Annotated in this window: 21 protein-coding genes and 4 pseudogenes; 15 read left to right on the top strand and 10 right to left on the bottom strand. The window is 68.7% G+C overall.

Features of this window, described 5'->3' with window-relative positions:
- Both M8J73_RS39300 and M8J73_RS39295 read left to right on the top strand, forming a co-directional pair.
- The coding region (locus tag M8J73_RS39300; RefSeq protein ID WP_249829698.1) for an SPFH domain-containing protein at window positions 1-1018 on the top strand (1018 nt) is incomplete at its 5' end.
- Between the two features lie 148 nt (window positions 1019-1166).
- The gene (locus tag M8J73_RS39295) at window positions 1167-1514 is read left to right on the top strand and encodes a hypothetical protein (protein WP_055537386.1); all 348 of its coding nucleotides are present in this window, start codon (window positions 1167-1169) and stop codon (window positions 1512-1514) included.
- 649 nt (window positions 1515-2163) lie between these two features.
- Here the strand turns inward: M8J73_RS39295 and M8J73_RS39290 are convergent.
- Genes M8J73_RS39290 through M8J73_RS39275 form a run of 4 tightly spaced genes read right to left on the bottom strand, consistent with a single transcriptional unit; the run spans window position 2164 to window position 5870 of the window.
- Entirely contained in the window at window positions 2164-4092 is a 1929-nt protein-coding gene (locus M8J73_RS39290; protein ID WP_079054689.1) for a potassium channel family protein, read from the bottom strand.
- On the bottom strand, window positions 4089-4244 hold the full coding sequence (locus tag M8J73_RS39285) for a hypothetical protein (protein ID WP_157873059.1): 156 nt from the start codon (window positions 4242-4244) through the stop codon (window positions 4089-4091). Before M8J73_RS39285 ends, M8J73_RS39290 begins: the two co-directional genes overlap by 4 nt.
- Entirely contained in the window at window positions 4241-4663 is a 423-nt protein-coding gene (locus tag M8J73_RS39280; RefSeq protein WP_055537389.1) for a CBS domain-containing protein, read from the bottom strand. The genes M8J73_RS39285 and M8J73_RS39280 overlap by 4 nt, the downstream gene beginning before the upstream one ends.
- Window positions 4650-5870 carry a cation:proton antiporter gene (locus tag M8J73_RS39275; protein WP_055537390.1) on the bottom strand — a complete coding sequence of 407 codons (1221 nt, stop codon included), beginning with the start codon at window positions 5868-5870 and terminating at the stop codon, window positions 4650-4652. The genes M8J73_RS39280 and M8J73_RS39275 overlap by 14 nt, the downstream gene beginning before the upstream one ends.
- Window positions 5871-6457: 587 nt before the next feature.
- Between M8J73_RS39275 and M8J73_RS39270 the strand changes: the two genes are divergently transcribed.
- From M8J73_RS39270 to kdpC, 9 genes are all read left to right on the top strand, one after another.
- Entirely contained in the window at window positions 6458-7519 is a 1062-nt protein-coding gene (locus M8J73_RS39270; RefSeq protein WP_055537391.1) for a PucR family transcriptional regulator, read from the top strand.
- A 198-nt stretch (window positions 7520-7717) separates the two neighbouring features.
- Window positions 7718-9028 carry a Na+/H+ antiporter NhaA gene (nhaA, locus tag M8J73_RS39265; RefSeq protein WP_055537392.1) on the top strand — a complete coding sequence of 437 codons (1311 nt, stop codon included), beginning with the start codon at window positions 7718-7720 and terminating at the stop codon, window positions 9026-9028.
- Between the two features lie 66 nt (window positions 9029-9094).
- Window positions 9095-9304 (top strand): hypothetical protein, encoded by a 210-nt coding sequence (locus M8J73_RS39260; RefSeq protein WP_157873060.1) that lies wholly within the window; start codon window positions 9095-9097, stop codon window positions 9302-9304.
- A gap of 189 nt (window positions 9305-9493) precedes the next feature.
- The gene (locus tag M8J73_RS39255) at window positions 9494-10867 is read left to right on the top strand and encodes a TrkH family potassium uptake protein (protein ID WP_055537393.1); all 1374 of its coding nucleotides are present in this window, start codon (window positions 9494-9496) and stop codon (window positions 10865-10867) included.
- The gene (locus M8J73_RS39250) at window positions 10860-11582 is read left to right on the top strand and encodes a potassium channel family protein (RefSeq protein ID WP_079054690.1); all 723 of its coding nucleotides are present in this window, start codon (window positions 10860-10862) and stop codon (window positions 11580-11582) included. Before M8J73_RS39255 ends, M8J73_RS39250 begins: the two co-directional genes overlap by 8 nt.
- A gap of 227 nt (window positions 11583-11809) precedes the next feature.
- Window positions 11810-11899, top strand: coding sequence for a K(+)-transporting ATPase subunit F (gene kdpF, locus M8J73_RS39245; protein WP_037655415.1), 90 nt, complete (start codon window positions 11810-11812; stop codon window positions 11897-11899).
- An 8-nt stretch (window positions 11900-11907) separates the two neighbouring features.
- Window positions 11908-13572, top strand: a complete 1665-nt coding sequence (kdpA, locus tag M8J73_RS39240; RefSeq protein WP_055537394.1) for a potassium-transporting ATPase subunit KdpA — start codon at window positions 11908-11910, stop codon at window positions 13570-13572.
- On the top strand, window positions 13569-15707 hold the full coding sequence (gene kdpB, locus M8J73_RS39235; protein ID WP_055537395.1) for a potassium-transporting ATPase subunit KdpB: 2139 nt from the start codon (window positions 13569-13571) through the stop codon (window positions 15705-15707). Before kdpA ends, kdpB begins: the two co-directional genes overlap by 4 nt.
- A gap of 5 nt (window positions 15708-15712) precedes the next feature.
- The gene (gene kdpC / locus M8J73_RS39230; protein ID WP_055537432.1) at window positions 15713-16327 is read left to right on the top strand and encodes a potassium-transporting ATPase subunit KdpC; all 615 of its coding nucleotides are present in this window, start codon (window positions 15713-15715) and stop codon (window positions 16325-16327) included.
- Window positions 16328-16767: 440 nt separating this feature from the next.
- Here kdpC and M8J73_RS39225 read toward each other — a convergent pair whose 3' ends face one another.
- The 3 genes from M8J73_RS39225 to M8J73_RS39215 all read right to left on the bottom strand — a co-directional run bounded on the left by M8J73_RS39225 (window position 16768) and on the right by M8J73_RS39215 (window position 18400).
- Window positions 16768-16941 (bottom strand): CsbD family protein, encoded by a 174-nt coding sequence (locus M8J73_RS39225; protein WP_079054691.1) that lies wholly within the window; start codon window positions 16939-16941, stop codon window positions 16768-16770.
- Between the two features lie 261 nt (window positions 16942-17202).
- Window positions 17203-17646, bottom strand: a complete 444-nt coding sequence (gene mscL / locus M8J73_RS39220) for a large conductance mechanosensitive channel protein MscL (RefSeq protein ID WP_055537396.1) — start codon at window positions 17644-17646, stop codon at window positions 17203-17205.
- A 349-nt stretch (window positions 17647-17995) separates the two neighbouring features.
- Window positions 17996-18400: a type II toxin-antitoxin system PemK/MazF family toxin gene (locus M8J73_RS39215; RefSeq protein ID WP_055537397.1), complete on the bottom strand. Its 405-nt coding sequence runs from the start codon at window positions 18398-18400 to the stop codon at window positions 17996-17998.
- 155 nt (window positions 18401-18555) lie between these two features.
- Here M8J73_RS39215 and M8J73_RS45815 point away from each other — a divergent pair.
- Window positions 18556-18753: pseudogene (locus tag M8J73_RS45815) on the top strand (IS701 family transposase); the annotation flags it as partial.
- Here M8J73_RS45815 and M8J73_RS45810 read toward each other — a convergent pair.
- Window positions 18722-19227 (bottom strand): annotated as a pseudogene (locus M8J73_RS45810) (IS701 family transposase); the annotation flags it as partial. The pseudogenes M8J73_RS45815 and M8J73_RS45810 overlap by 32 nt on opposite strands.
- Window positions 19228-19873: 646 nt before the next feature.
- On the opposite strand from M8J73_RS45810, the gene M8J73_RS39205 reads away from it, so the two are divergent.
- Window positions 19874-20281: a hypothetical protein gene (locus M8J73_RS39205; protein ID WP_157873062.1), complete on the top strand. Its 408-nt coding sequence runs from the start codon at window positions 19874-19876 to the stop codon at window positions 20279-20281.
- 267 nt (window positions 20282-20548) lie between these two features.
- Window positions 20549-20809, top strand: a pseudogene (locus M8J73_RS45805) (transposase); the annotation flags it as partial.
- Between the two features lie 179 nt (window positions 20810-20988).
- On the opposite strand, the gene M8J73_RS39195 reads toward M8J73_RS45805, so the two are convergent.
- Window positions 20989-22062 carry a hypothetical protein gene (locus tag M8J73_RS39195; protein WP_055537399.1) on the bottom strand — a complete coding sequence of 358 codons (1074 nt, stop codon included), beginning with the start codon at window positions 22060-22062 and terminating at the stop codon, window positions 20989-20991.
- Between the two features lie 42 nt (window positions 22063-22104).
- Window positions 22105-22518 (bottom strand): transposase, encoded by a 414-nt coding sequence (locus tag M8J73_RS39190; RefSeq protein WP_240501048.1) that lies wholly within the window; start codon window positions 22516-22518, stop codon window positions 22105-22107.
- On the opposite strand from M8J73_RS39190, the pseudogene M8J73_RS39185 reads away from it, so the two are divergent.
- Window positions 22517-22708 (top strand): annotated as a pseudogene (locus M8J73_RS39185) (ATP-binding cassette domain-containing protein); the annotation flags it as partial. The gene M8J73_RS39190 and the pseudogene M8J73_RS39185 overlap by 2 nt on opposite strands.
- Between the last annotated feature and the right edge of the window lie 94 nt (window positions 22709-22802).

Below are 22802 nucleotides of genomic sequence, written 5' to 3'. Positions count from 1 at the left end.
AGTGCTGTCGGGTGCGCTGCGGGCGATCGTCGGGCGGATGTCCGTGGAGGACGTCATCCGTGACCGGGCCGCCTTCGCGGGCCAGGTGGCGGAGGAGGCGGAGGCCAGTCTGTCCGGGCAGGGTCTGGTGCTGGACGCCTTCCAGATCCAGGACATCACCACCGAGGGTTCCTACCTGGAGGACCTCGGCCGGCCGGAGGCCGCCCGCGCCAAGCAGGAGGCCGACATCGCCGAGGCTGTGGCCCGGCGGGCCGCCGAGCAGGCACGGCTGAAGGCCGAGGAGGAGATCGCGATCGCGCAACGAACTTTTGCTCTGAAGCAGGCCGAGATCAAGGCCGAGACGGACGAGGCCGCAGCCCGTGCGGCCGCGGCCGGTCCGCTGGCCGAGGCCGCACGGATGCAGGAGGTGCTGAGCGAGCAGGAGAAGGTCGCCGAACGACAGGCCGCGCTGACCGACCGAGAGCTGGACACCAAGGTCCGCAAGCCTGCGGACGCGGCCCGGTATCAGGCCGAGCAGGAGGCGGAGGCTCGCCGGATCGCGCTCGTCAAGGAGGCCGAGGCGACCGCCGAGCGGGCCAGGCTGACCGGTGAGGGTGAGAAGGCACAGCGCGCCGCGCTCGCCGCGGCAGTGCGTATCGAGGGTGAGGCGGAGGCCGCCGCCATCGGTGCCAAGGGCGCCGCGGAGGCCGAGGCGATGCAGAAGAAGGCCGACGCCTTCGCTCAGTACGGCGACGCCGCCGTGCTGCAGATGCTGGTGGAGGTGTTGCCGCAGGTCGTCGCCAAGGCGTCCGAGCCGCTCGGCGCGATCGACAAGATGACGGTGATCTCCACGGACGGTGCCTCGCAGCTGTCCCGTACGGTCGCCGACAACGTGGCTCAGGGCCTTGAGCTCCTCGGATCGACCACCGGGGTTGACCTTGCCGAACTCCTGAAGGGCATCACCGGGCGGGTCGGCGCAGCGCGGCCCGCGCCGACGGCGTCCGCCGAGGCCAACGGGAAGGTCGAGATCACCGGCTGACGCAGACAAGGAAGAGGAAAGGCCCGGGCGGGTCCGGCAACCGACCGCCCGGGCTTCTGCGAGTCGACGCCGCGGTCGTGCGGCACCGCACGAGCAGGGTGCGGGTTTCTTCGCCGCTGAGGCGGCTTTTCGTACGGAGGTCCGACCGATGTTTCTGTGGCTCTGGCTGATCGGCTGGTCGGCATTCGTCCTGCCTCTGGCCGTGGCCTCGCTGCGGGGCTGGGCGCCGAAGCGAGTCCGCAGCCGCACGAGCCCATGGAGTATCCGCGTCCGGGGCGTCGCGCTGACGGTGATCTGGCTGGGCGGTCTCTCGGGCCCGTTGCTGCGGTGGAGCGACCTGGACTCGGTGGATGCCAGATTCCTCGCTTCCGTGACGCAGGGCGGACTCCTCGTTTTCGCGGCAGGGCTCGTCGCCGGATCGCAACTGGGAGAGTGGTTCTATCGGCGGGCCCTGCGAACAGCCGCCCGAGCCGAGGACGCAAGCGGGCAGCCGTGACGACCGACCGGGAAGCGCCAGGACTCCGCTGTCTCGTTTGCTGTCACCGGCTGACTGGTCCGAGCAGCCGGCTTTCCGGCCCCACCGTGTGTCGGCCGAGCGGACCCGTCAGCGGCTGTGCAGCAGGCGGCGCCAGGTCCAGCGGCACCAACCCATCAGATGGGGGCACAACGGGCTGCCGCGGCGAAGGCTCACAGCGGATTCCTGGGCCACCGCAGCGAAGAACGCCCGTCCGAGGCGGCTCTGCGGGGTGGTATTCCACCGGTAGCCGCGATGTTGGGCCAACAGGAAGTACACGAGCTCTCGCCCCAACCCCTGGCGCTGCCATGTGTCGCAGATCCAGAGGCTCATGATCCGCCCCGCGCGGCACGTCCGGCAGACGCGGAACCGAAGTCGGCCGATGACGCTCCCGCACGGCCCGGTCAGGACCAGCTCGGCCGGACTGCTCGGAGCGACGGTGACGCGGTTCAGCCGTAACGATCGACCGTCGAGGCAGCCGTCGTCCAAGAATCCGGTCATCGAGGGCGCCCCTCCCGTTGGCTCTGCCCATCTGGAAGCCGATGGCGTGGTTCCACGGGCACGTGCCTGCCACCAACCCGGACGACGAATGCGGGAGCCGATTCTCCGCGGTGACCCACGTGGTGGTGCCTCAGGGACTGGAGAGCCGAGTGCGAGGCCGTGGTTGCCGTCCCAGGAGTTCGGCCAGGCCCTGGCGGGTGGTGGCCAGAACCACCCGGTCCTGTGGGCGCAGCACGTACCCGGGGTGCGGCGCCCACACAAGACCGGTCGGCCGCTCGCTGTGGGCCGGGGCGGCTGCGAGGTCCGGGATGCGGTCGTCGGGGGCGGCCGTGTCGAGGGCGAGGACGCGCCAGGCGCCGGGGCGGAAGGACTCGGCGACCGTGAGCCCTTCCAACTGTGAGTGCCCGGCGACGTTCAGTGCGGCGAAGAGCAGGACACGGCGTTCGACGGGGATGGCGCCGAGGATCTGGCGGCCCATCATCGCACCGGCGAAGGCGGGCGCGGCGAGGGTGGAGACGCTGCGGCTGCGGGTGAGGGCCTGGGGGTGGGCGGCCCGCATCGTGCGGTGGACGGCGGTGGCGAAGTCGTCGTCATACAGGCGTAGCCCCACCCGCAGTCGGCCGGCGACGGAGCGGGCGTACAGGGCGGCTTCGAGGTTGGTGGTGTCGTTGCTGGTGAGGGCGAGCAGAGCGTGCGCGCGATCGATCCGTGCGGCTTCCAGCACTCCTTCCTGGGTGACGTCACCCAGGACGGTGGGCACGCGCAGGCGGCGGGCAACGGCAATGCCGCGTGCTTCGGGATCCTCCTCGACGCACACCACGGGGATGCCGAGTTCGTGCAGCCGGGCCAGGACCCGGGTGCCGATCTTGCCGAGGCCCAGCAGGACGACGTGGCCGGACAGGGAACGAGGCGGTCGGCGAAGTGCGGAGGCGGAGCGGAAGGTGCCGAACGCCTCCAAGGCGGCGGCGAGCAGCACGGGCAGGAACAGCAGTCCGGCCAGGCCGGCGAGGAGTTGGAGTACCTGACGGCTCGTGGATTCGTCGAGGGCGGGGTCGTTGATGGCGAACAGGTCGAGCAAAGTGAGGTAGGCGGCGTGCAGCGGGTGACCGCCGGTGCTCAGCGCGGTGACGACGGCAAGAGCCAGCACACAGGTCACCAGCCCTGCCAGAGACCAGCGCAGCCGAGCCGGGAACAGAGTGGCGAGCGGCAGCCCTCGTCCGGCCAGGCGCCCTGGTGGGGGAGCGGTGCCGGTGTGGGCAATGGTCTCCAGGACGACCGTGCCGCGTCCGGTGGCGGCGGCCACCGTCGCCTCGTCGGGCAGCAGAGTGGGTCCCTCTCGGCCGCTGTCGTCCGAGCCCTCTGAGCCGGCCGGGTCGTTGGTGGTGGACGACAGCAGGGCGAGCGTGCACAGGCCGGGGTCGGCCACCGTGCCCTCGGCCGGTGGTGTGCGTTCCACTGCGCGCAGCAGGAGCCCGTCGGCCTGGACGACCTTGCTCGTGCCCGCGACGGCGGTCGCCGCGAGCGCGGGCGCGGCGGTGTCCGCGTCCGACAGGACGGTGGTGGAGGTGTCCAGTGCGGCCGGGTCCAGGCCGGGAACGGCCAGGGCGGCGGCCTGGTCGAGGAGTTCTTCCAGATGCTGGCCGAGCTTGCGGTTGTAGAGCCGGATGACCAGGCGCAGCCGGGGGTTGAGTCGGCGTGCGGCGAGTGCGCCACGGATGTTGGTCTCGTCGTCCTCATGGACCAGAGCCAGTGCGGCGGCCCCGTGCGCCCCGGCCTCGGCGAGCACGGTTTCGTCCAGCTCGGCGGCTCGGAGGACGCGTGGCACGTCGGGGCCGGTGTCCGTACGCCCGATCACGGACTGCATCCTGCTGAACAGGGCCGAGGCACGGACGCGCGGGACGGTGCCGGTCGAGGGCGTCGGCGGTGCGACGAGGGTGACCTGCTCCTGGTACACGGTGGCGAGCTCGGCGGACAGCCGCTCGGCGAGCGTGTCGTCACCGCACACGATCATGTGGCCCGATCGAGGAACCCGCCTCGCGGGCTGTGGGAACACCGTCATACGACACCTCCCTGCCCGCCGGGACGAGGACGGTGACGTCCGCCGGACACCCGTGCCTCACGGCCCGGGGCTTCCGGCACGGCGGAGATGAGGGCCTGGCTGCACTCGGCCCTGCCGACGACGACGCGCATCTGCTTCTCCCGGCCGCTCATGCTTCGCCTCCGACGAGTCGTTCCATCAGCCGGGCGGCTGTCACCACGCCCGCCAACCACAGCTGGTGGCCGTCGCGTTCGACGACGGCGACCAACGGGCTGTGCGTCCGTGTCATCACGTCCGCGATCTGGGTGAGACTTGCGCTCTCCTCCACCGTCGGAGGGCCGGAGGCGGCGGGAGGAAGCCAGTCCGCGACGGTGAGGCCGTCGACCCTCGTCGGCACCACGCCGTGCTCCCGTCCGTCGGACACGAGTCGCCCGAGGAGGTGGCCGCAAGGCACGAGGGCATACGGCATGGCGTCCGCGTCAACGACCAGCAGCGCCGGTAAACGGTGCCGGGCCAGTAGCCGGACCGCGTGGGCGGCGTCCTCGTCGGTGGTGACGTACGGGTAGGGCTCGGCGAGGTCACGCGCCAACACGGGCGGCTCCCTTGTCGGCGCCGGACGGGACGCCCGCGAGGTCGTCCACCTGGAAGAGTCTGGCGATGGGCACGTCGGTGGAGCTGTGCGCGATGATCGAGAGGGCGATGCACACGGCGATGAGGGTGAACGCCTCCTCGCCCTGCGGGATCCCGGCCTGGAGCACGAGCAGTCCGTACACCACGGAGGCGAAGCCCTTCGGGCCGAACCAGGCCGCGACCAGCTTCTCCTGCCGGGTGAACCGCGTGCCGAGCAACGACAGCAGCAGCGACGCCGGACGGATCAGCACGATGGCCAGGACGACCGCCGCGTATCCGCCGAGGGACAGGTCACCGAACAGCTGCGGTGTCAGCAGCGCGCCGAAGACCAGCAGTGCCGCGAACTTCGCCAGTTCCGCCAGCGCCTCGCCCAGTGGTTCGAACGCCTCCTTCGCCTCCAGCGAGCGTGCGGTGAGCACGGCCCCCGCTGAGAACGCGGCGAGGTAGGGGTTGGCGTGTGTGAGATGGCAGACCGCGTACAGGATCACGCCGATCGCCAGCGGCAGCAGCGGCTGGAGCTTCGGCTCGGCGCCCAGCAGCCGGAACCGTACGAGTTCGATGACGACGTAGGGCAGGACGATGCCGAAGACCAGCCCCAGGACCAGCTCCAGGGCGATCATCCCGAGAGACGCCTCGGCCTGCCCGGAGGTCGGGCCGGCCGCGGTGATCAGGATGAGCACGACCGGGAGGGCGAGCCCGTCGTTGATGCCGCTTTCCACGTTGAGCAACTGCCGCAGTTTCGACGGGACTTCCTTGCGGCCGACGATCGCGGAGGCGAAGACCGGGTCGGTCGGCGCGAGCACGGCCCCGACCAGGAAGGACGTCGTCCAGTCCAGCCCTGCCAGGTAGTGCGTGATCAGCGCCATGCCGACGAACGCCAGTGGCATGCCGAGTCCCAGTGCCCGGGCCGGGTTGCGCCAGTTCGCGCGAAGCTTGGGGAAGGAGACGTGCATGCCGTCCGTGAACAGCACGGCGAACAGCGCCAAGTCCGCCGTCACCGACACGATCTCACTGTCTGGTGTGATGTGGATCCAGCCCAGGAAGCCGTCGCTGACGAGCGCGCCGCCCACGAGAAAGAGCAGCGATGTCGACAGCACCGTACGGGCGGCGAGCCCTGAGAGCAGCACCGCTATCAGCAGCGCCACCCCGAAGACGACGACGAGCACCATGAACAGGACCCCGATCAGCGAAGAGAGCTCTCTCGACCGCCGACCAGACTTCCCGGCACACCGCGGCGAACCCTACACGTTCTTTACGCGGCGTTGACAGGCCCTTGATGCGCAACTACGGACCTTCCTTCGTTGCCGGGTTCCGGCATCGGTACTGCCCTGGACAGAGCCGCGCTTCCTTCGGGGCTGAGATGGTCAACCCTCGTCAGGTCCACCTCCAGGACCTCCGGGCCCTGCCTGATGAGGCTGTGGAGGTGGCGCGCCCTGTCCGGGCGACGCTTCGGAAGCCGAGGCCACCGCGCAGCCGCACCGCTACGTGCTTCGGAGTCGACGGGGAACCTGCCTGTCGACGGCGGAAACGGAAGAGGTGCATCACAGACTCCGGGGCAGGCCGACATGACCGCCGACCAGACTTCCCGGCACACCTGCGGACAGCCTGGACGTCGTACCGGCCGGGCGCCTGTTCAGTTCACCGTTCCTGCCGCTCGTTGCCGGGAATGGGCAGCGTTCTCGGCGTGCACGGAGTACGCTCCTGCGGTCGTGCGTCAAGAAGACGAAAACGGCGCACTGGAATCGGGGGGACCTGCATGGCGGCGCGGGAAGTGTCAGAGAGGCACGAGGTATATCTGGAGGGATACGCCGGCATCCTGGCCGATGCCTCCGCGACCGGCCGCCGACTGTCCCGGGACGAACTCGCTTCCCGGCGCTCCTTGGGCGAACAGGCCGCAGAGGCCGGGATCGGGCTCCGGTCCCTGGTCGGGGCCCACATGGCGGCCACACGGGCCGCCGGGAGCAGCGCATCCGTGGACGACGTGCTGTCCGTTGCCGCGCAGGCCCTCGACGCGTTCGCCGAGGGCTACGAACGGGCCCAGCGGCACGCCGTGCGGCAGGAGGAGGCCGCCCGCCGGGAGTTCATCGACGACCTGCTGTACGGCCGCAGCGACCTGGGCCGACTCGCCCAGCGGGCGGAACGCTACGGTCTGCGGCTCGCGTATGAGCACGCCGTGGCCGTGGCGTGCGGAACGGCCGCCTACGAAGAAGGCGACCCGGTACTCCGGGAGGTGGAACGCGCCCTGAGAGGCCGGTTCGGCGACCGGAGCATCCTCCTCACCACCAAGGACGGCCGACTCGTCTGTGTCGCCCCGGGCGACCAGGACGACGTCCTCGCGCACTTCGCCAAGCAGGCGTTCGCCGCCACCGGCGGCGGAAAGGTGGCGATCGGCCGCCCGCACCCTGGCCCGGCGGGCGTCGTCCAGTCGTACGAGGAGGCCCTGAACGCCCTCGACCTCGCTGAACGCCTCGAACTCGACGACCCGGTGCTCCGCGCCGCCGACCTCCTCGTCTACCCCGTCCTCACGCGTGACCGGCAGGCCATGGCCGACCTGGTGGAGAACGCACTCGGCCCCCTGCGCCGGGCCCGGGGCGGTGCCCAGCCGCTTCTCGACACCCTCACCGCCTACTTCGACTCCGGCTGCGTCTCCGCAGAGGCGGCCCGGCGGCTGTCGCTGAGCGTGCGGGCCTTCACATACCGGCTCGAACGCATCCACAAGCTCACCGGCGCCGACCCGTCCGACCCGGTCCACCGCTACGCCCTGCAGACCGCGGTGATCGGCGCCCGGCTGCTGGACTGGCCGACGCAACCCCTCTGAATCGCCCCTGGCGCTGCCATCCAAACGTGATGATCATCGCATCGCTGTGGCCGTATGAGAAGCGCTCCGGGCGCATGCCCCGAGCCATGGCGGTTAGTGTGTAAAGAACGCGTCAAGGGCGCGGGGTGTGCCGGGAAGTCTGGTCGGCGTCGAAGGGGCACGTGTGCCCGTAACTCGATGCTGTGGAGGTCTTCCCGTATGCGTGACGGCCAGCGTGAGCGTTCCGTATTCCTCGGTCTGCTGCCCTGGCCCGAGCGGGTTCACATGGCGCGTGCCCTCCGCACGGAGACGGTCGGCGGACTGGTCCTGCTCGCGGCGGCGGTGGTGGCGCTGGTGTGGGCCAACACCCCGTGGAGCGAAGCGTACGAAGACCTGCGCGATGCCCACTTCGGGATACCTGCGCTCGGCCTGGACCTTTCTGTTGGGCACTGGACGGCGGATGGCCTGCTGACCGTGTTCTTCCTGGTCGCCGGGATCGAGCTGAAGCGTGAGCTGGTGGTCGGTGAACTGCGGACACCTGCCACGGCCGCCCTTCCGGTGGTCGCCGCCCTGTGCGGGATGGCGATCCCCGCCGGCGTCTACCTGGCCACCGTCGGCCTCGGTGGAGGCAGCGCGCAGGGGTGGGCGGTGCCCATGGCCACCGACATCGCGTTCGCGCTCGCCGTGCTGGCGGTGCTCTCCACCCACCTGCCGTCCGCGCTGCGGGCCTTCCTGCTGACCCTGGCAGTGGTCGACGACCTGGGGGCGATCCTGGTGATCGCGCTCTTCTTCACCAATGACCTGAACCCGGTGGCCCTCGGCGGGGCTGCGGCAGGCCTGATCGTGTTCTACGTGCTGCAGCGGCTCCGGGTGCGCGGCTGGTGGTGGTACGTGCCGCTGGGGCTGGTGATCTGGGCGCTGATGTACAACGGCGGAGTACACGCCACCGTGGCCGGTGTGGCCATGGGGCTGATCCTGCGCACCACCCGTGAAGACGGCGAGGAGGCATCTCCGGGTGAGCGGACCGAATACCTGCTGCGGCCGGTCTCCGCCGGGGTGGCGGTGCCGCTGTTCGCGCTGTTCGCCGCCGGAGTGAGCGTGTCCGGCGAAGCCCTTGGCGAGGTGTTCACCAGTCCGGAACCGCTGGGAGTCGTCCTCGGACTGGTGCTGGGCAAGACGGTGGGGATCTTCGCCGGCACCTACCTCGCGGCCCGCTTCACCCGCGCCCGCCTCAACCCCGACCTGGCCTGGGCGGACGTGTTCGCCCTGGCCGTACTGGCCGGCATCGGCTTCACCGTCGCCCTGCTCATCGGCGAACTCGCCTTCACCGATCCGGCTGACGTCGAGCACATCAAGGCGGCCGTCCTTCTCGGCTCCCTGATCGCCGCGGCGGTCGCGGCCTTGCTGATCAAACGCCGCAACGGCATCTACCGCCGACTGTGGGAGGCCGAGAACCGGGACGAGGACGCCGACGGAATTCCAGACGTCTACCAGCGCGCCGCCCGAGGCGGTGACGGTGCCGCGAGCTGACGAGACGACGGCCGCTCGACGGATCACCACTATTGACGATGTGAGTCTCACGACAAGGGGTTCAACGTGAAGGGTGCGTTCAGACGAGGCGGTGCGGTCGACATCGCGATGGGATGGCTCGCCGTCCTGGTTTCGACTGCTCTGCTGATGAAGGGCATAGAGCTGACCAGGCATGGCGCCTCGCCGTGGTGGCCGATGATCGCAGGCGGGATGGTCGTACTCAGCCTGCACGGCCTGTACCGGATCCGCCGGGACAGCCCCCAGAGCAGGTCGTGAGCGCTGGTGGTTCCCTCGTGGTCCTCGGGACACCGGTACCTGGCATCGGGATTCTGACGACGCCGCAGTGTCTCGGCTCGACGGTCTGTGGGCGTCGACGCGGCTCGGGTGACGGCCTCGCGGGATGAGATGGTCCCGGCCGAAGCCCATATCAACTATTGACGGACTGGACGTACGCGAAGGGGAGCCGTGGCGGGACGTTCCGCGCATCCGCGCAGGTCGCTGTTCACCGCGCACCCGGCTCGTACGGTCGTGCTGGCGTTCGCCGCCGCGGTCGCCCTCGGGACCGGGCTGCTCGCGCTGCCGGTCGCCGCCGAGGACGGTACGGCGACCGGACTGGTGACCGCCCTGTTCACATCGACCTCGGCCGTGTGCGTGACCGGCCTGGCCGTCGTCGACACCGGCACGTACTGGAGCGGGTTCGGCGAGGGCGTGATCCTCGCGCTGATCCAGGTCGGCGGCTTCGGCATCATGACCATGGCCTCCCTGCTCGCTCTGCTGGTCTCCGGGAAGCTGCGGCTGCGACTGCAGCTCACCGCGCAGGCGGAGACCAAGAGCCTGGACATCGGCGACGTGCGGCGGGTACTGCTCGGCGTCGCGGGCACGACGCTGATCGTGGAACTCGCGGTCGGCGCGGTCCTCTCCCTGCGCTTCCGCTTCGGCTACGGCACCTCCATCGGCGAGGCCGTGTATCTGGGCTACTTCCACGCCGTGTCCGCCTTCAACAACGCCGGGTTCGGCCTGCACGCCGACAGCCTCACCCGGTACGCGCAGGACCCGTGGGTCACACTGCCCGTCGCCGCCGCGGTGATTCTCGGAGGGCTTGGCTTTCCCGTTCTTCTGGAGCTGCTCCGCCACCGCAACCGCCATCGCACCACCGGCCGCCGCAACTGGACCCTGCACACCAGGCTGACGCTCGTCACCACCGCCGTCCTGCTCGGCGTGGGCACGCTGCTGACGTGTCTGCTGGAGTGGAGCAACCCAGCCACTCTCGGCGGGCACGACTGGCCCGAGAAACTGCTGAACGGGTTCTTCCACTCCGCCATGACCCGCACCGCCGGGTTCAACTCCCTCGACATCGGGGCCATGCACGCCTCCACGCTCCTCATGACTTGCATGCTCATGTTCGTCGGCGGCGGCAGCGCGGGCACCGCCGGTGGCATCAAGGTCACCACGTTCGCCGTGCTGGCTGTCGCGATCATCGCCGAGGTGCGCGGTGAACCCAACTCCACGGTCCTGGGCCGCAGGCTCGCCCCGCACAGCCTGCGCCAGGCGCTGACCGTGGTGCTGCTCGGCGTCGGCCTGGTCATGGCCGCCACGCTGGCCCTGCTCAGCATGACCTCGCTGCCCCTGGACGGAGTGCTCTTCGAGGTCGTCTCCGCCTTCGCCACGGTCGGTCTGTCCACCGGCATCACCGCCGACTTCCCCGACGCCGGGCAGCTGATCCTCGTCCTGCTGATGTTCATCGGCCGCCTCGGCCCGGTCACCCTGGTCTCGGCGCTGGCCCTGCGCGAACGCGTCCGCCGTTACGAACTGCCCGAGGAGCGACCCGTCATTGGTTAACTACCTGCACTCCCTGCGCCGACGCCGCCGCAAGCACCTGGACCACCAACAGAAGCAGCACGCCGGGGACCAGCGGGTCGCGGTCATCGGCCTCGGCCGCTTCGGCAGCTCGCTGGCCAACGAGTTGATGCACCGGGGCTGGGACGTCCTCGGCATCGACACCGACACCCGGCTCGTGCAGAAGTACAGCGACGGGCTGACCCACTCGGCGGTCGCCGACTGCACCGACCCCGAGGTGCTGCGCCAGCTCGGCGTGCACGACTTCACCAGCGCGGTCGTCGGTATCGGCACCGACATCGAGGCGTCCATCCTGGTCAGCTCCAACCTGCTGGAGGCCGAGGTCCCCAACATCTGGGCCAAGGCCATCAGCCGCCAGCACGGCCAGATCCTTGAACGCCTCGGCGTCCACCACGTCGTCCTGCCCGAGCACGAGATGGGCGAACGCGTCGCACACCTGGTCACCGGGCGGATGCTGGACTTCATCGAGTTCGACGACGACTACGCCCTCGTCAAGACCGTCGCCCCGGACATCGCCACCGGCGTCCCCCTCGGCCGGAGCCACGTCCGCAGCCGGTACGGCGTCACGGTCGTCGGCATCAAGCGCCCCGGTGAGGACTTCACGTACGCGACCGCGGACACGGTCGTCCAGAAGGGCGACGTCATCGTGGTCACCGGCAAGACCCACGCGGTGGAGACCTTCGCCGAGCTGAGCTGAACCGCGCCGGGGCGAGCCCTGCCGTATAGAAGCCGTCAAAAGCAAGGGGATCGCCGTCAGGGAGGCGTCAAGGGCGGTCGAAGCAGCCCGAAAAAGGGGTTTTCTCCAGAGGTCCGCTCTTACCCGAACCTCTTCGAGGAGCTTGCGATGGCCGACGTGGCCTTCGTCGTCACCACGATCGCGGTGTTCGCCCTTGTGGCGCTCGTCGCCAAGGGGGTGACGAAGCTGTGACCGCCGAGAACATCGCCGGCCTGGTCGTGGCCGTCGCCCTGCTGGGCTATCTCGTCCTCGCCCTGATCTTCCCGGAGAGGTTCTGAGTACGCCCATGGGTCCCGTCCTCGCTGACGTGCTCCTGGTGACCGCGCTCATCGGCGCGCTCGCCCTGGTGCACCGTCCCCTCGGCGACTACATGGCCGCCGTGTACTCCTCCAAGAGGCATCTGCGCGTCGAGAAGTGGATCTACCGCTCGGTCGGAGCGAACCCGGACGCGGAAATGCGCTGGCCCGCGTATCTCCGCGGGGTCCTCGCCTTCTCCGCGGTGAGCGTGCTCTTCCTCTACGTCCTCCAGCGCGTCCAGGACAAGCTGCCGCTGTCGCTCGGATTCAAGCCGATCACACCGGACCAGGCGTTCAACACGGCCGTGTCGTTCGTGTCGAACACCAACTGGCAGTCGTACTCGGGTGAGGCGGCCATGAGCCATGTCACCCAGACCGCCGGACTGGCCGTGCAGAACTTCGTGTCGGCGGCCGTCGGCATCGCCGTCGCCGTCGCCTTGGTGCGCGGCTTCGCCAGGTCCCGCACCGGCGACCTGGGCAACTTCTGGACGGACCTGGTGCGCGGTGTCGTCCGTGTTCTGCTGCCGATCTCCGTGGTCGCGGCGGTGCTGCTGATCGCGGCCGGCGCCGTCCAGAACTTCGGCGACATCCACACCATCACCACGCTCACCGGCGACAAGCAGGCCATCAGCCCGGGCGCGGTGGCCTCCCAGGAGGCCATCAAGGACCTGGGAACGAACGGAGGAGGCTTCTTCAACGCCAACTCCGCCCACCCGTTCGAGAATCCTGGAGGCTTCACCAACCTGCTGGAAATCTTCCTGCTGCTGGTGATCCCGTTCTCGTTGCCGCGCACCTTCGGCAAGATGGTCGGCAGCGTCAAGCAGGGCTACGCGATCCTCGCGGCGATGGGGACCATCTGGCTCCTGGCGGTGGTCGCGGTCACCTGGATCGAGTTCGCCCACCCGGGCACCGCCTCGCAGATCGCGGGCGGTTCGATGGAGGGCAAGGAGCAGCGCTTCGGTGAAGGCCCGTCCTCCCTGTTCGCGGTCTCCACCACGATGACCTCGACCGGCTCGGTCAACTCCTTCCACGACTCCTTCCAGGGACTGTCCGGCGGCGTGCTGCTCCTCGGCATGATGCTGGGCGAGATCGCGCCCGGCGGAGTCGGCTCCGGCCTCTACGGCATGCTGATCATGGCGGTCATCGCGGTGTTCATCGCCGGTCTGATGGTCGGCCGCACCCCCGAGTACCTGGGCAAGAAGATCGGCACCCGGGAGATCAAGCTCGCCGCCTGCTACATCCTCGTCACCCCGGCCCTCGTGCTGATCGGCACTGCGCTGGCGATGGCGCTGGGCAAGGGCGAGTCGTCGATGACGAACATCGGCGCGCACGGCTTCTCCGAGGTCCTCTACGCCTACACATCCGCGTCCAACAACAACGGCTCCGCCTTCGCCGGGTTCGCCGCGAACACCGAGTACCACAACACGATGCTCGGCCTGTGCATGGCACTCGGACGATTCCTGCCGATGGTGTTCGTGCTCGCACTGGCGGGCTCGCTCGCCGAGCAGAAGCCAGTCCCGGAGACCGCGGGCACACTCCGCACGGAAAAGCCCCTGTTCACCGGCCTGCTGGTCGGCGCCATCATGATCATCACTGGTCTGACGTTCTTCCCGGCACTCGCGCTGGGCCCGCTCGCCGAGGGGCTGGCCACATGACCACCGACACCAGGAAGCAAGAGGACCTGATGCCCACGGCCATCCCGAGCCGAGCACCGCACGAGGACATGCCGACCGGGCACAAGACGGCCGAGGGCCGCGTCGGCGCGGGTCTGTTCGACCCGAAGCAGTTGGTGCAGTCGCTACCGGACGCCTTTCGCAAGCTGGACCCGCGGGTGATGGTCAAGTCCCCCGTGATGTTCGTGGTGCTGGTCGGCTCGGTGGTCACCACCGTTCTGGCGGTCAAGGACCCGGGCGACTGGTTCGGCTGGACCATCACCGGCTGGCTGTGGCTGACCGTCGTCTTCGCCAACCTGGCCGAGGCCGTCGCCGAGGGCCGGGGCAAGGCGCAGGCCGACACCCTGCGCAAGGCCAAGACCGACACCGTGGCGCGGCGCCTCGTCGGGGAGACCGAGGAGCGTGTACCAGGCACGGAGCTGCGCGTCGGCGACCTGGTCGTGTGCGAGGTCGCCGACGTCATCCCCGGTGACGGTGACGTCGTCGAGGGCGTCGCCTCCGTGGACGAGTCGGCGATCACCGGTGAGTCGGCTCCGGTGATCCGGGAGTCCGGTGGTGACCGCAGTGCCGTCACCGGCGGGACGAAGGTGCTGTCCGACCGGATCGTCATCAAGATCACGACGAAGCCGGGTGAGACGTTCATCGACCGGATGATCAACCTCGTCGAGGGCGCGGCCCGGCAGAAAACGCCCAACGAGATCGCGCTGAACATTCTGCTGGCGTCGCTGACGATCGTCTTCCTGCTCGCGGTGGTGACGCTGAAGCCGTTCGCGATCTACGCCGGTGCCGACAAACAGACCTCGATGATCGTGCTGACGGCTCTGCTGGTCTGCCTCATCCCGACCACGATCGGCGCCCTGCTGTCGGCCATCGGGATCGCGGGGATGGACCGGCTGGTGCAGCGCAATGTGCTCGCCATGTCCGGCAGGGCGGTCGAGGCCGCCGGTGATGTGTCGACCCTCCTGCTCGACAAGACGGGCACGATCACACTCGGCAACCGGCAGGCGTCCGAGTTCGTGCCGGTACGAGGAGTCACCGCAGCCGAGGTCGCCGACGCCGCTCAACTGTCATCCCTGGCCGACGAGACACCTGAGGGCCGCTCCATCGTCGTACTGGCGAAGGAGACGTACGGGCTGCGCGAGCGCCACCAGGGTGAGCTGAGCGGCGCCGAGTGGATCGCCTTCACCGCTCAGACCCGGATGTCCGGCGTTGACGTCGACGGGCGAAAGGTCCGCAAGGGAGCGGCCGGTTCGGTCATCGCCTGGGTGCGGGAGCAGGACGGCACGGTCGCCGAGGACGCGGACACCATCGCCGGCCGGATCTCGGAGGCGGGCGGCACGCCGCTGTTGGTCGCCGTCCAGGACGACCGGGGTGCTCGCGTCCTCGGCGTCATCCACCTCAAGGACGTCGTCAAGGACGGCATGCGGGAGCGGTTCGAGGAACTGCGCCGCATGGGCATCAAGACGATCATGATCACCGGTGACAACCCGCTCACCGCCAAGGCGATCGCGGACGAGGCCGGGGTCGACGACTTCCTCGCGGAGGCCACGCCCGAGGACAAGATGGCCCTCATCAAACGGGAGCAGGCCGGCGGCAAGCTGGTCGCGATGACCGGTGACGGTACGAACGACGCCCCGGCGCTCGCGCAGGCGGACGTGGGCGTGGCCATGAACACGGGTACGTCGGCCGCCAAGGAGGCCGGCAACATGGTCGACCTCGACTCCAACCCGACCAAGCTCATCGAGATCGTCGAGATCGGCAAGCAACTCCTCATCACCCGGGGCGCGCTCACGACCTTCTCCATCGCCAACGACGTCGCGAAGTACTTCGCGATCATCCCGGCGATGTTCGCCGTCGCCTACCCCTCCCTCGACAAGCTCAACATCATGGGCCTGGCCTCGCCGGAGTCGGCGATCCTCTCCGCCGTGATCTTCAACGCGCTGATCATCATTGCCCTCGTGCCGCTCGCCCTGCGCGGCGTTCGGTACCGGCCGATGAGCGCGGACAAGATGCTGCGGCGCAACCTCGGCGTCTACGGACTGGGCGGACTGATCGCCCCCTTCATCGGCATCAAACTCATCGACCTGCTCATCTCGCTGATCCCCGGGATCGGGTGAAGGACATGAACACTTCTGTGGTGAACACCGCGCGGATGCTGTGGGCGGCGCTGCGCATGCTGCTCGTCCTCACCGTGGTGACCGGCGTCGTCTACCCGCTGGTCGTGACCGGCATCGGGCAGGCAGCGTTCCACGACAAGGCGAACGGTTCGATGGTCGAGGTCGACGGCAAGGGGGTCGGTTCGAAGCTGATCGGACAGAGTTGGAACCTGCCGGGTAGTACCGACAGGCCCGACCCCAAGTGGTTCCAGGGCCGCCCGTCCAACAGCGGATACGACCCGCTGGCCACTGGTTCCGGCCAGCTCGGTGCCAGTGACCCGACCCTGGTCAAGGACGTGAAGGCGGCGAGGAACCAGGTCGCCGAGTTCAACGGCGTCCCCGCGTCCGAGGTGCCAGCCGACGCGGTCACCGGCTCGGCCTCCGCCATCGACCCCGACATCTCGCCCGAGTACGCGGACATCCAGGTCAAGCGGGTCGCCGAGGCCAACGCTCTGCCCGTCCCCCAGGTGCAAAAGCTGGTCGCCGACCACACCAGTGGCCGCACGTTCGGCTTCCTCGACCAGCCCCGCGTCAACGTGCTCGAACTGAACATCGCGCTCAAGGAACTGGCCGACAACTGACAATCCCGGCGGGAGGGACCGCGGCCGGGGCGGGGTGGGACGACAGCTCCCGCTCGGCCCCGGGCACGGCTCTGAATGCCTTGCCCCGTCCACCGAAGACCCCGTCCACCGAAGACAGGGAGGCCGCACGCCGATGCCCCGGGTGCTGGTGGTGGAGTCAACGGCTACCTTCTGCGCGATCCCACCTCAAGTGCGGCAAAGCGTCGGTCGGGGTGGCCCGCCCATACTGGCGAAGCGGTCGGCAAACGGGCGAACTGCCAGGTCGTCAAGCCCCACGGGATCAGCAGGCAGGAACCGACGGACAAGCACTGTTCCCCTGCATGAAGACGTTTCAGGCAGCCGTGGCCTGAGCCGCTCACGAGGGCGCGCTTCCGTGATCGGCGGGGTTTACGAGCAAGCGGTGGGCCCCCGCGCGGGGGCCCACCGAGCGTATCCGGCTGTCAGCGCCGGAAGGCGTCCTTGATCTTCTCCTTCGCCTGACGCATGTCGCCCTTCGACTTCTTGGTCTGGCCCTCGGCCGCGAGACCTTCATCGTCCGTCGCGCGGCCAATGACTCCCTTGGCCTTGCCCTTGGCCTGCTCCATCTTGGCCTTTGCCTTCTCATCTCGAGCCACCGCTGATCACTCCCAGTCGCAGTCGCCGTTGTGGCTACTGCGTCGAGTGACCCGCTGCGAAGGGTGCAAACAGCGAGGCACGTTGCAGGAGATTCGTACGACGACCTCCCCACGACGTCTCCGAAGGCGCCACCATCGCCGACGGTGCGTGAGGTGCTGGGCCGCGCCGACCGAAGGGCTGGGAGCGCGCCTCAAGAGCAACTGGCCGGGCGCTGAGCGCTGAGGCTGTTGAGCTGTCATGGACGAATCAGTGGAGGCTGGTCACCCGGCGCGCTGGGTTGTCTCACCGGCCTGAGCGGGTACGGCGGGCAGGGAGACGGTGCAGGAGGCACAGCGTCGGGCCTGGGCGGGTACGGGGCTGAGGCATTCGGGGCAGTCCCGTTTGGGGGCCTGGACGTCCTGGTGCGGTGCGAGGCGTTCGTGGAGCTTGTTGATCGGGAGCACGACCAGGAAGTACAGGGCGCTGGCGAGGAGGACGAAGCTGATCACCGCGTTGATGAAGGCGCCGTAGGGAAACTCGGTGGCGCCTACGGTGAAGGTCTTGCGGCTCATGTTGCCGGTGGCGCCGGTGGCCAGCCCGACGAGTGGTGTCAGGAAGGCACTCACGAAGCCGTTCACCACGGCGGTGAACGCTGCGCCGATGACGATTCCGACGGCCAGGTCGACCACGTTGCCGCGCAGGATGAAGCTGCGGAAGCCCTTCACCTTCTCACCCCTAGGAAGCTCTTGACATCGACGGGCGGCACCGGAGGCGCGGTCCACCCGACCCCTTCATCTCGGATGCCCTGCCGCCCCTCAGCCATGCCGGCTGGACGCGCCGCGAAGTCGACGCTGCTCTGCCCGGGTATCCGACACAGGCCGGGCACGGGTAGGAGATCCCGTTCGTGGGCCTGAGATCGTTCTGACACAGGCCGTTGCAGGGAGCGCTCACCGCCATGGGCTGTGACCACTGAGCGTTTTCCAGCCGTAGACCGTGATCTTGTTGCTGGAGTGCGGTGGAGAGGGGGCAGCGGTCAGTCGTTGACGAGACCGAGCTGGGCAGCGCAGGCGTCCGCTATTCGAGTCCTTCGCGACGGCGGGCATCTTTGATCTCGCTGATCCTGACAGCCGTCATCGGGCTCCACTCCCTCCTCTCTCCAGCGGCACGGAGGGCTTCTCCAACCTCGCTGAGCTTCGCGGAGGACAACACGCCCGCCCGCTCGATCAGGTCGTCCCGGGCCACGGTGGTCAGCCATGTGCACGGAGTAAGGCCTGGACGCGGGAACGCCAACCGCAGCACGCCTTCGAAGGGCAGTCCTTCCGGGGCTCCTACGGTCACTTCAACTCCCAGGCCGCTGATGTCGACGCCCGCTGGCGCAACGACCTGCATCGCCTGAAACCCGGATGACTCCTCGTCCGAGAGCAGCACGACCGGGCGTCGCTCATCGAAGTCGACCCACCAGACTTCACCGCGTTGCATGTGTCCTCCTGGCACGAGACGGCGGACGAACGCCCCGTGCCCCGTGCGGGACACGGAAGGGATGCGGCCCCGTCTTCGTACGTCGTGACCGAGGGGCGGTGAAGACGGGCGCGGCCACCGTTGATCATCGGTGTGCGAAGACTGAAGATCATGCGGTGGCGGCGAGTCACAGCGTAGACCCTGCCCGCTGGCAGGAGGCGTTCGAGGTCCTGATGTCCCGGACAGGGGGCCGGTTCGCGCGGGTTGAACCCCGGTTTCGGGTACGGGACTTGGAGGTGGGGTTGCTGTCGGACCTGCCGCGCAAGAACCGCTGGGGGTCTGCCGGCGGTGACCGTGTCGAGGAGGGCGTGGAATCGGGCGGCGGGTCCTGGTCGGTCCAGGCTCGCCACGCCGGGTCAGGGTGTTGGCCGGGGTGGGCCAGGAGCGGACGGCCCGCAAGTCCCGCGGTCGGCAAGGCAGTTGGGGGCTGGTGGGGTGTGGTGGTGCCCCCTCTCTGGCCGGTCATCGGGGCAGGGTCCGGTGCGGTGGCGCCAGGCCCCGGGCGGGGCGAACCACTGGTCCCAGCAGAAGGTGAAGGCGCAGTTGACCAGGGTCTGGTGACGGCGGATCGCGCGGTCGGAGCAGACCTGAAAGTCGGCCCAGCCGAGTTCGTCCTTGATCTGTTTGTAGCTCTGCTCGATCCAGGGCCGCAGCCGGTAGAGGCGGACAGTCTCGGCGAGGTCGGCGGGTGTGTGCGGGCTGGTTGCCGCGTGCGGGGCATCGGGGAGGGGCCGGTTGGTGGCCCGGTACCAGGTGGCCTTCTCCGGCAGGGTGCCTGGGTCGGTGGACCGATGCTGACCTGGCTGGCGGTCGAGTCAGGCGTGCCGGGAGGATGGGGGCGCTCGCACTGGCGCCTTGTTGAGGTTCCATAAGATTCCGATGTCACGGGTGTTTGTCGGCAGCGCGGCTTGCGCCCGATCCGAAAAGCGCTGCGCTGACGAGGGCCAGCAGGTTCTTGGTCTGCTGGTCGTATGCCCCGCATAGTGGTTGACCAGGCAGAGCGGAAGTCGGGTCCGCGATCGAAGAGTGTTGGCCCGCGTGTGGTCCGGATCTTGATCGCCCGGACAAGTCCTAGTAGTGCTTCGTTAGGTTCTGGGCCGCCGGGGGGCTCGAGATCCCCTTTGCTGATCGGGATCTTCCCGGGCAGAAGATTGACCACCTAGTGCGCTTCGGTCTGGGGGACGTAGCCGCGCAAGAGACCGGGGAGCTGGTCGCAGATGCCGTCGGTTTCCATCAGCCGGGTGTAACTCGCGGTGCTACCGCCGCTGACATCGGCTCGTTTGGCAACGAGAACACAAAGTGTTGGCTGAGCGTCCACTCCCATTGACCCGTCCGCACTGCATGGGAAGGCTGTGGCTGCTCTGACCGGAGTGAAGAAGATGATGTGGGGGAACCACTTATGCCTCTGACCTAGGCAGGCGCGCGCTTTCGCGAATGGCAGCAGTCACGACCGCTGGCGTCTGTGCCGTGATGCTCGCCGCCACTCAGGCCACAGCCGGCACGGCTACGCTCAACCGCCAACTACAGCTGACCAATTCGCCAACGATGGGTGCCTCCGCATCCGTCAGCAGGACCATCTACCTGGCGGCCGACACCTACGGCTGGTCGGTGGCCACTTCGGACAACGTCGCTTACGTCGACAGCCTTGGCTCCCGCAGCCTTTACCTGGGTGCGGGAACCTACAACTGGACGTGCACGATCTACTCGCCGGCGAATGGCTACTACGAGAACTACTGCTCGATCAAGAAGGCTGGATCGGACCCGGCCTACATGGAGTCCGGCTGGTACACACTGCCCCGCAGCGGCACATACAACATCACCAGCTACCTTACTGGCTCGTGATTTCCACAGAGCGCTCGCTTACGCTCAGGATGGCCATCGCCACCCCTCGCAGCATGGGCCGACTGGTCCGACCCGCACAGGTCAGGACCAGCCGTCGGTCCTCTGCGCACTGGGCCTAGGAATCCGGTTGGATTTTGTTTCTTGAGCTGGTGGTTGTCGTTGTCGGGTACGGAGGCGACAACTGAAGTCGACCGGTGGCAGGCGGAGTTGGAATCGGTGTTCGCGTGGGTGGCGGGCCGGTTCGCCCGGGTGGATCTGCGACGGCGGATGCGGGACTACGTGCGTGGTCTGCTGGCGCCGGTCGAGCGGAAGAACGGCTGGCAGCTGGCCGAATGGGCTGGCCACCGCGATCCGGCGGGCCTGCAGCATCTGCTGCACGGGGCCTGCTGGGATGCCGACGCGATCCGGGACGATGTCCGCGATTACGTCGGCTGGCGGCTCGGTCCGCGCGCTGTGTTGAGGGCCGCGGCCGCGATTGACGACATTCGATTTGGGCTGCAGCGCGTGCGGCAGGTCGAGTGCGGCAGGGTGGGGAACCAACGAGGCTCCTGTGCCGACGGGTCAGGGCTTCGAACACCTCACCCAGCGGCACAGGAGCCTCGTGCGTTGCGGGTCCCGCCGCCGTGAGGCGAGCGGCCCGTCACGCACCCTGGCTCGGCGGCCCTTCTGTCACCGGCTGCGGGAGGGTGCGTGACAGGCCTGGCAGCTCACTGGATCAGGTCGGTGTGGGGATGCTCGGGGGAGGTCGGGCAGACGTAGATCTGCATGTTGTCGGTGCTGCCCACTTCTACCTGGGTCGGCTGCGAGGGGCCCTGGCCACAGCAATGACCGCTGGCGTGGGCGGCGGCCTGATCTTCGTAGGGTGCCCAGCTGAGTCCCTCGCCGCCGTCCCACTCGAAGGAGGCGATGGTCAGCAGCGGGACCATCCGCGCATCACAGGCGGTGCAAAACAGGGGATTGGGGTCGGTGCGTCCCCACGGAGGCCAGCCACCTACCTTCCAGCCGGGCGCGTCTGCCAGGACAGGGTCATAGAAGTCCCGTGGATAGTCCGCGTAGGAGCTGTCCACGTCGGCGCCGGCTGCCTGCCATCTGCTCCAGTCCTCCACCATCAGCTGCATCTGCGGGCTCAGATCGAGGCTGTTGGGGTATTCGATGATCGCTTCCGGTGCCAGCAGGCACGGCTCCGGCAGGTAGCCGTCATCGTTCACTTCGTACGGCTCGGGCGGTGCGGCGAGGATATCGACGATCTCGGCGGCGGACCGCCAAAACAGCGCGGTCGACGGCTTGCAATACGGTTCGTGGTCGTAGGGGCACCAGAGAACCTGGAGTAGATCGGCCTTGCCGGGCGGCCGCAACAGGGGTATGTCGCGCAGATACAGCTGGGCCACGGGCAGCATGGGGACCGGACAGTCCGCAGGCGGAGCGCCTGTGCCGAGCCGCTCCGCGAGCACCGCGGCGTTCTGCTCCTTGACCGCCTGCTCCTCGGGTGTCATCCAGGGACCACTGTGATCACCATGCCACCGGGCCGCCCTGCGCCTCATGAGCCGGACGTCGGCCGGTGACTGGCGGAACCCACTGTCATAGTGCAGGTGCGAGGCTTCACAGTGCGGCCACGGCTCGTCCACCGGCCACAACAACGGCCCCCCGACCGAGCTCTCCTCGACCGAAGGCGACCCGGGACGGGGATGCAGCCGGATCGCAGGACGTGCCAACGGCGCCAGCTCGGGAAAGACCGCAGTCACATCCACAGGCCGCGGCGGAGTCGTACGTACGAAAACCATGCCGGTGATCCTGCCACCATCCACTGACAACCCCTGGCTGCCTCAAGCAGCCTTGGTGGCAACGGTGTTCAGCTGGTCAAGCCCAACGCAGGCAGCAGCGGCGGCAACGTAGGGCGCGCCGGTCGGCCGCAGGGCGCCGATGGCGAGGTTGCGGCAGGTGGCCATCGTCCGGGGCGCGTTGTCGGTACGCAGCTGGGAGGCGTCTTCGGCGAACGTGGGGTCCCCGACGTGGTGCAGGGCCTCGATCTGCCAGTGATCACGGATCAGGGTCGCCAGCTGGGCGGGGTTGGCTTGCTCAGCGGTGAGGCTGGTGACGGCGTAAACGGTCTTGATGGTGGTCTTGCCGGTCTCGCGGTCGGTGTGGCGGCGCAAACCCCCGCCGCCGATCGGATCTGATGCTTTGACCGAGCGAGAACCTGTGCTCTCGGTGCGCGGGCTGTCGGTGCGCTTCCTCATGCCCGGTGGGCGCCGCGTCGCCGCCGTCACCGACGCCCACTTCGCCGTGGTGGCAGGGGAGTGCCTGGCTGTGACCGGTGAGAGCGGCTGCGGCAAGTCCGTCCTCGCCTCCGCTCTCCTCGGCCTGCTCCCCGCCAACGCGCAGACCGCGGGCGAGGCCCTCCTCGGCGATCTCGACCTGGTCGCGGCCCAGACAGCAGCCAAGATCTGGGACGCTGATCAGATCCTGCCACCGATCGCCGACGAGAACCGGGCAGCGCAGACCTGATCCGGCTGCCGAGACA

The organism is Streptomyces neyagawaensis (assembly GCF_023516595.1).
In the GTDB taxonomy this organism is placed as follows: domain Bacteria; phylum Actinomycetota; class Actinomycetes; order Streptomycetales; family Streptomycetaceae; genus Streptomyces; species Streptomyces neyagawaensis.
Note: the sequence above shows the minus strand (reverse complement) of the source record. Positions and strands in the feature narration are given on the sequence as shown.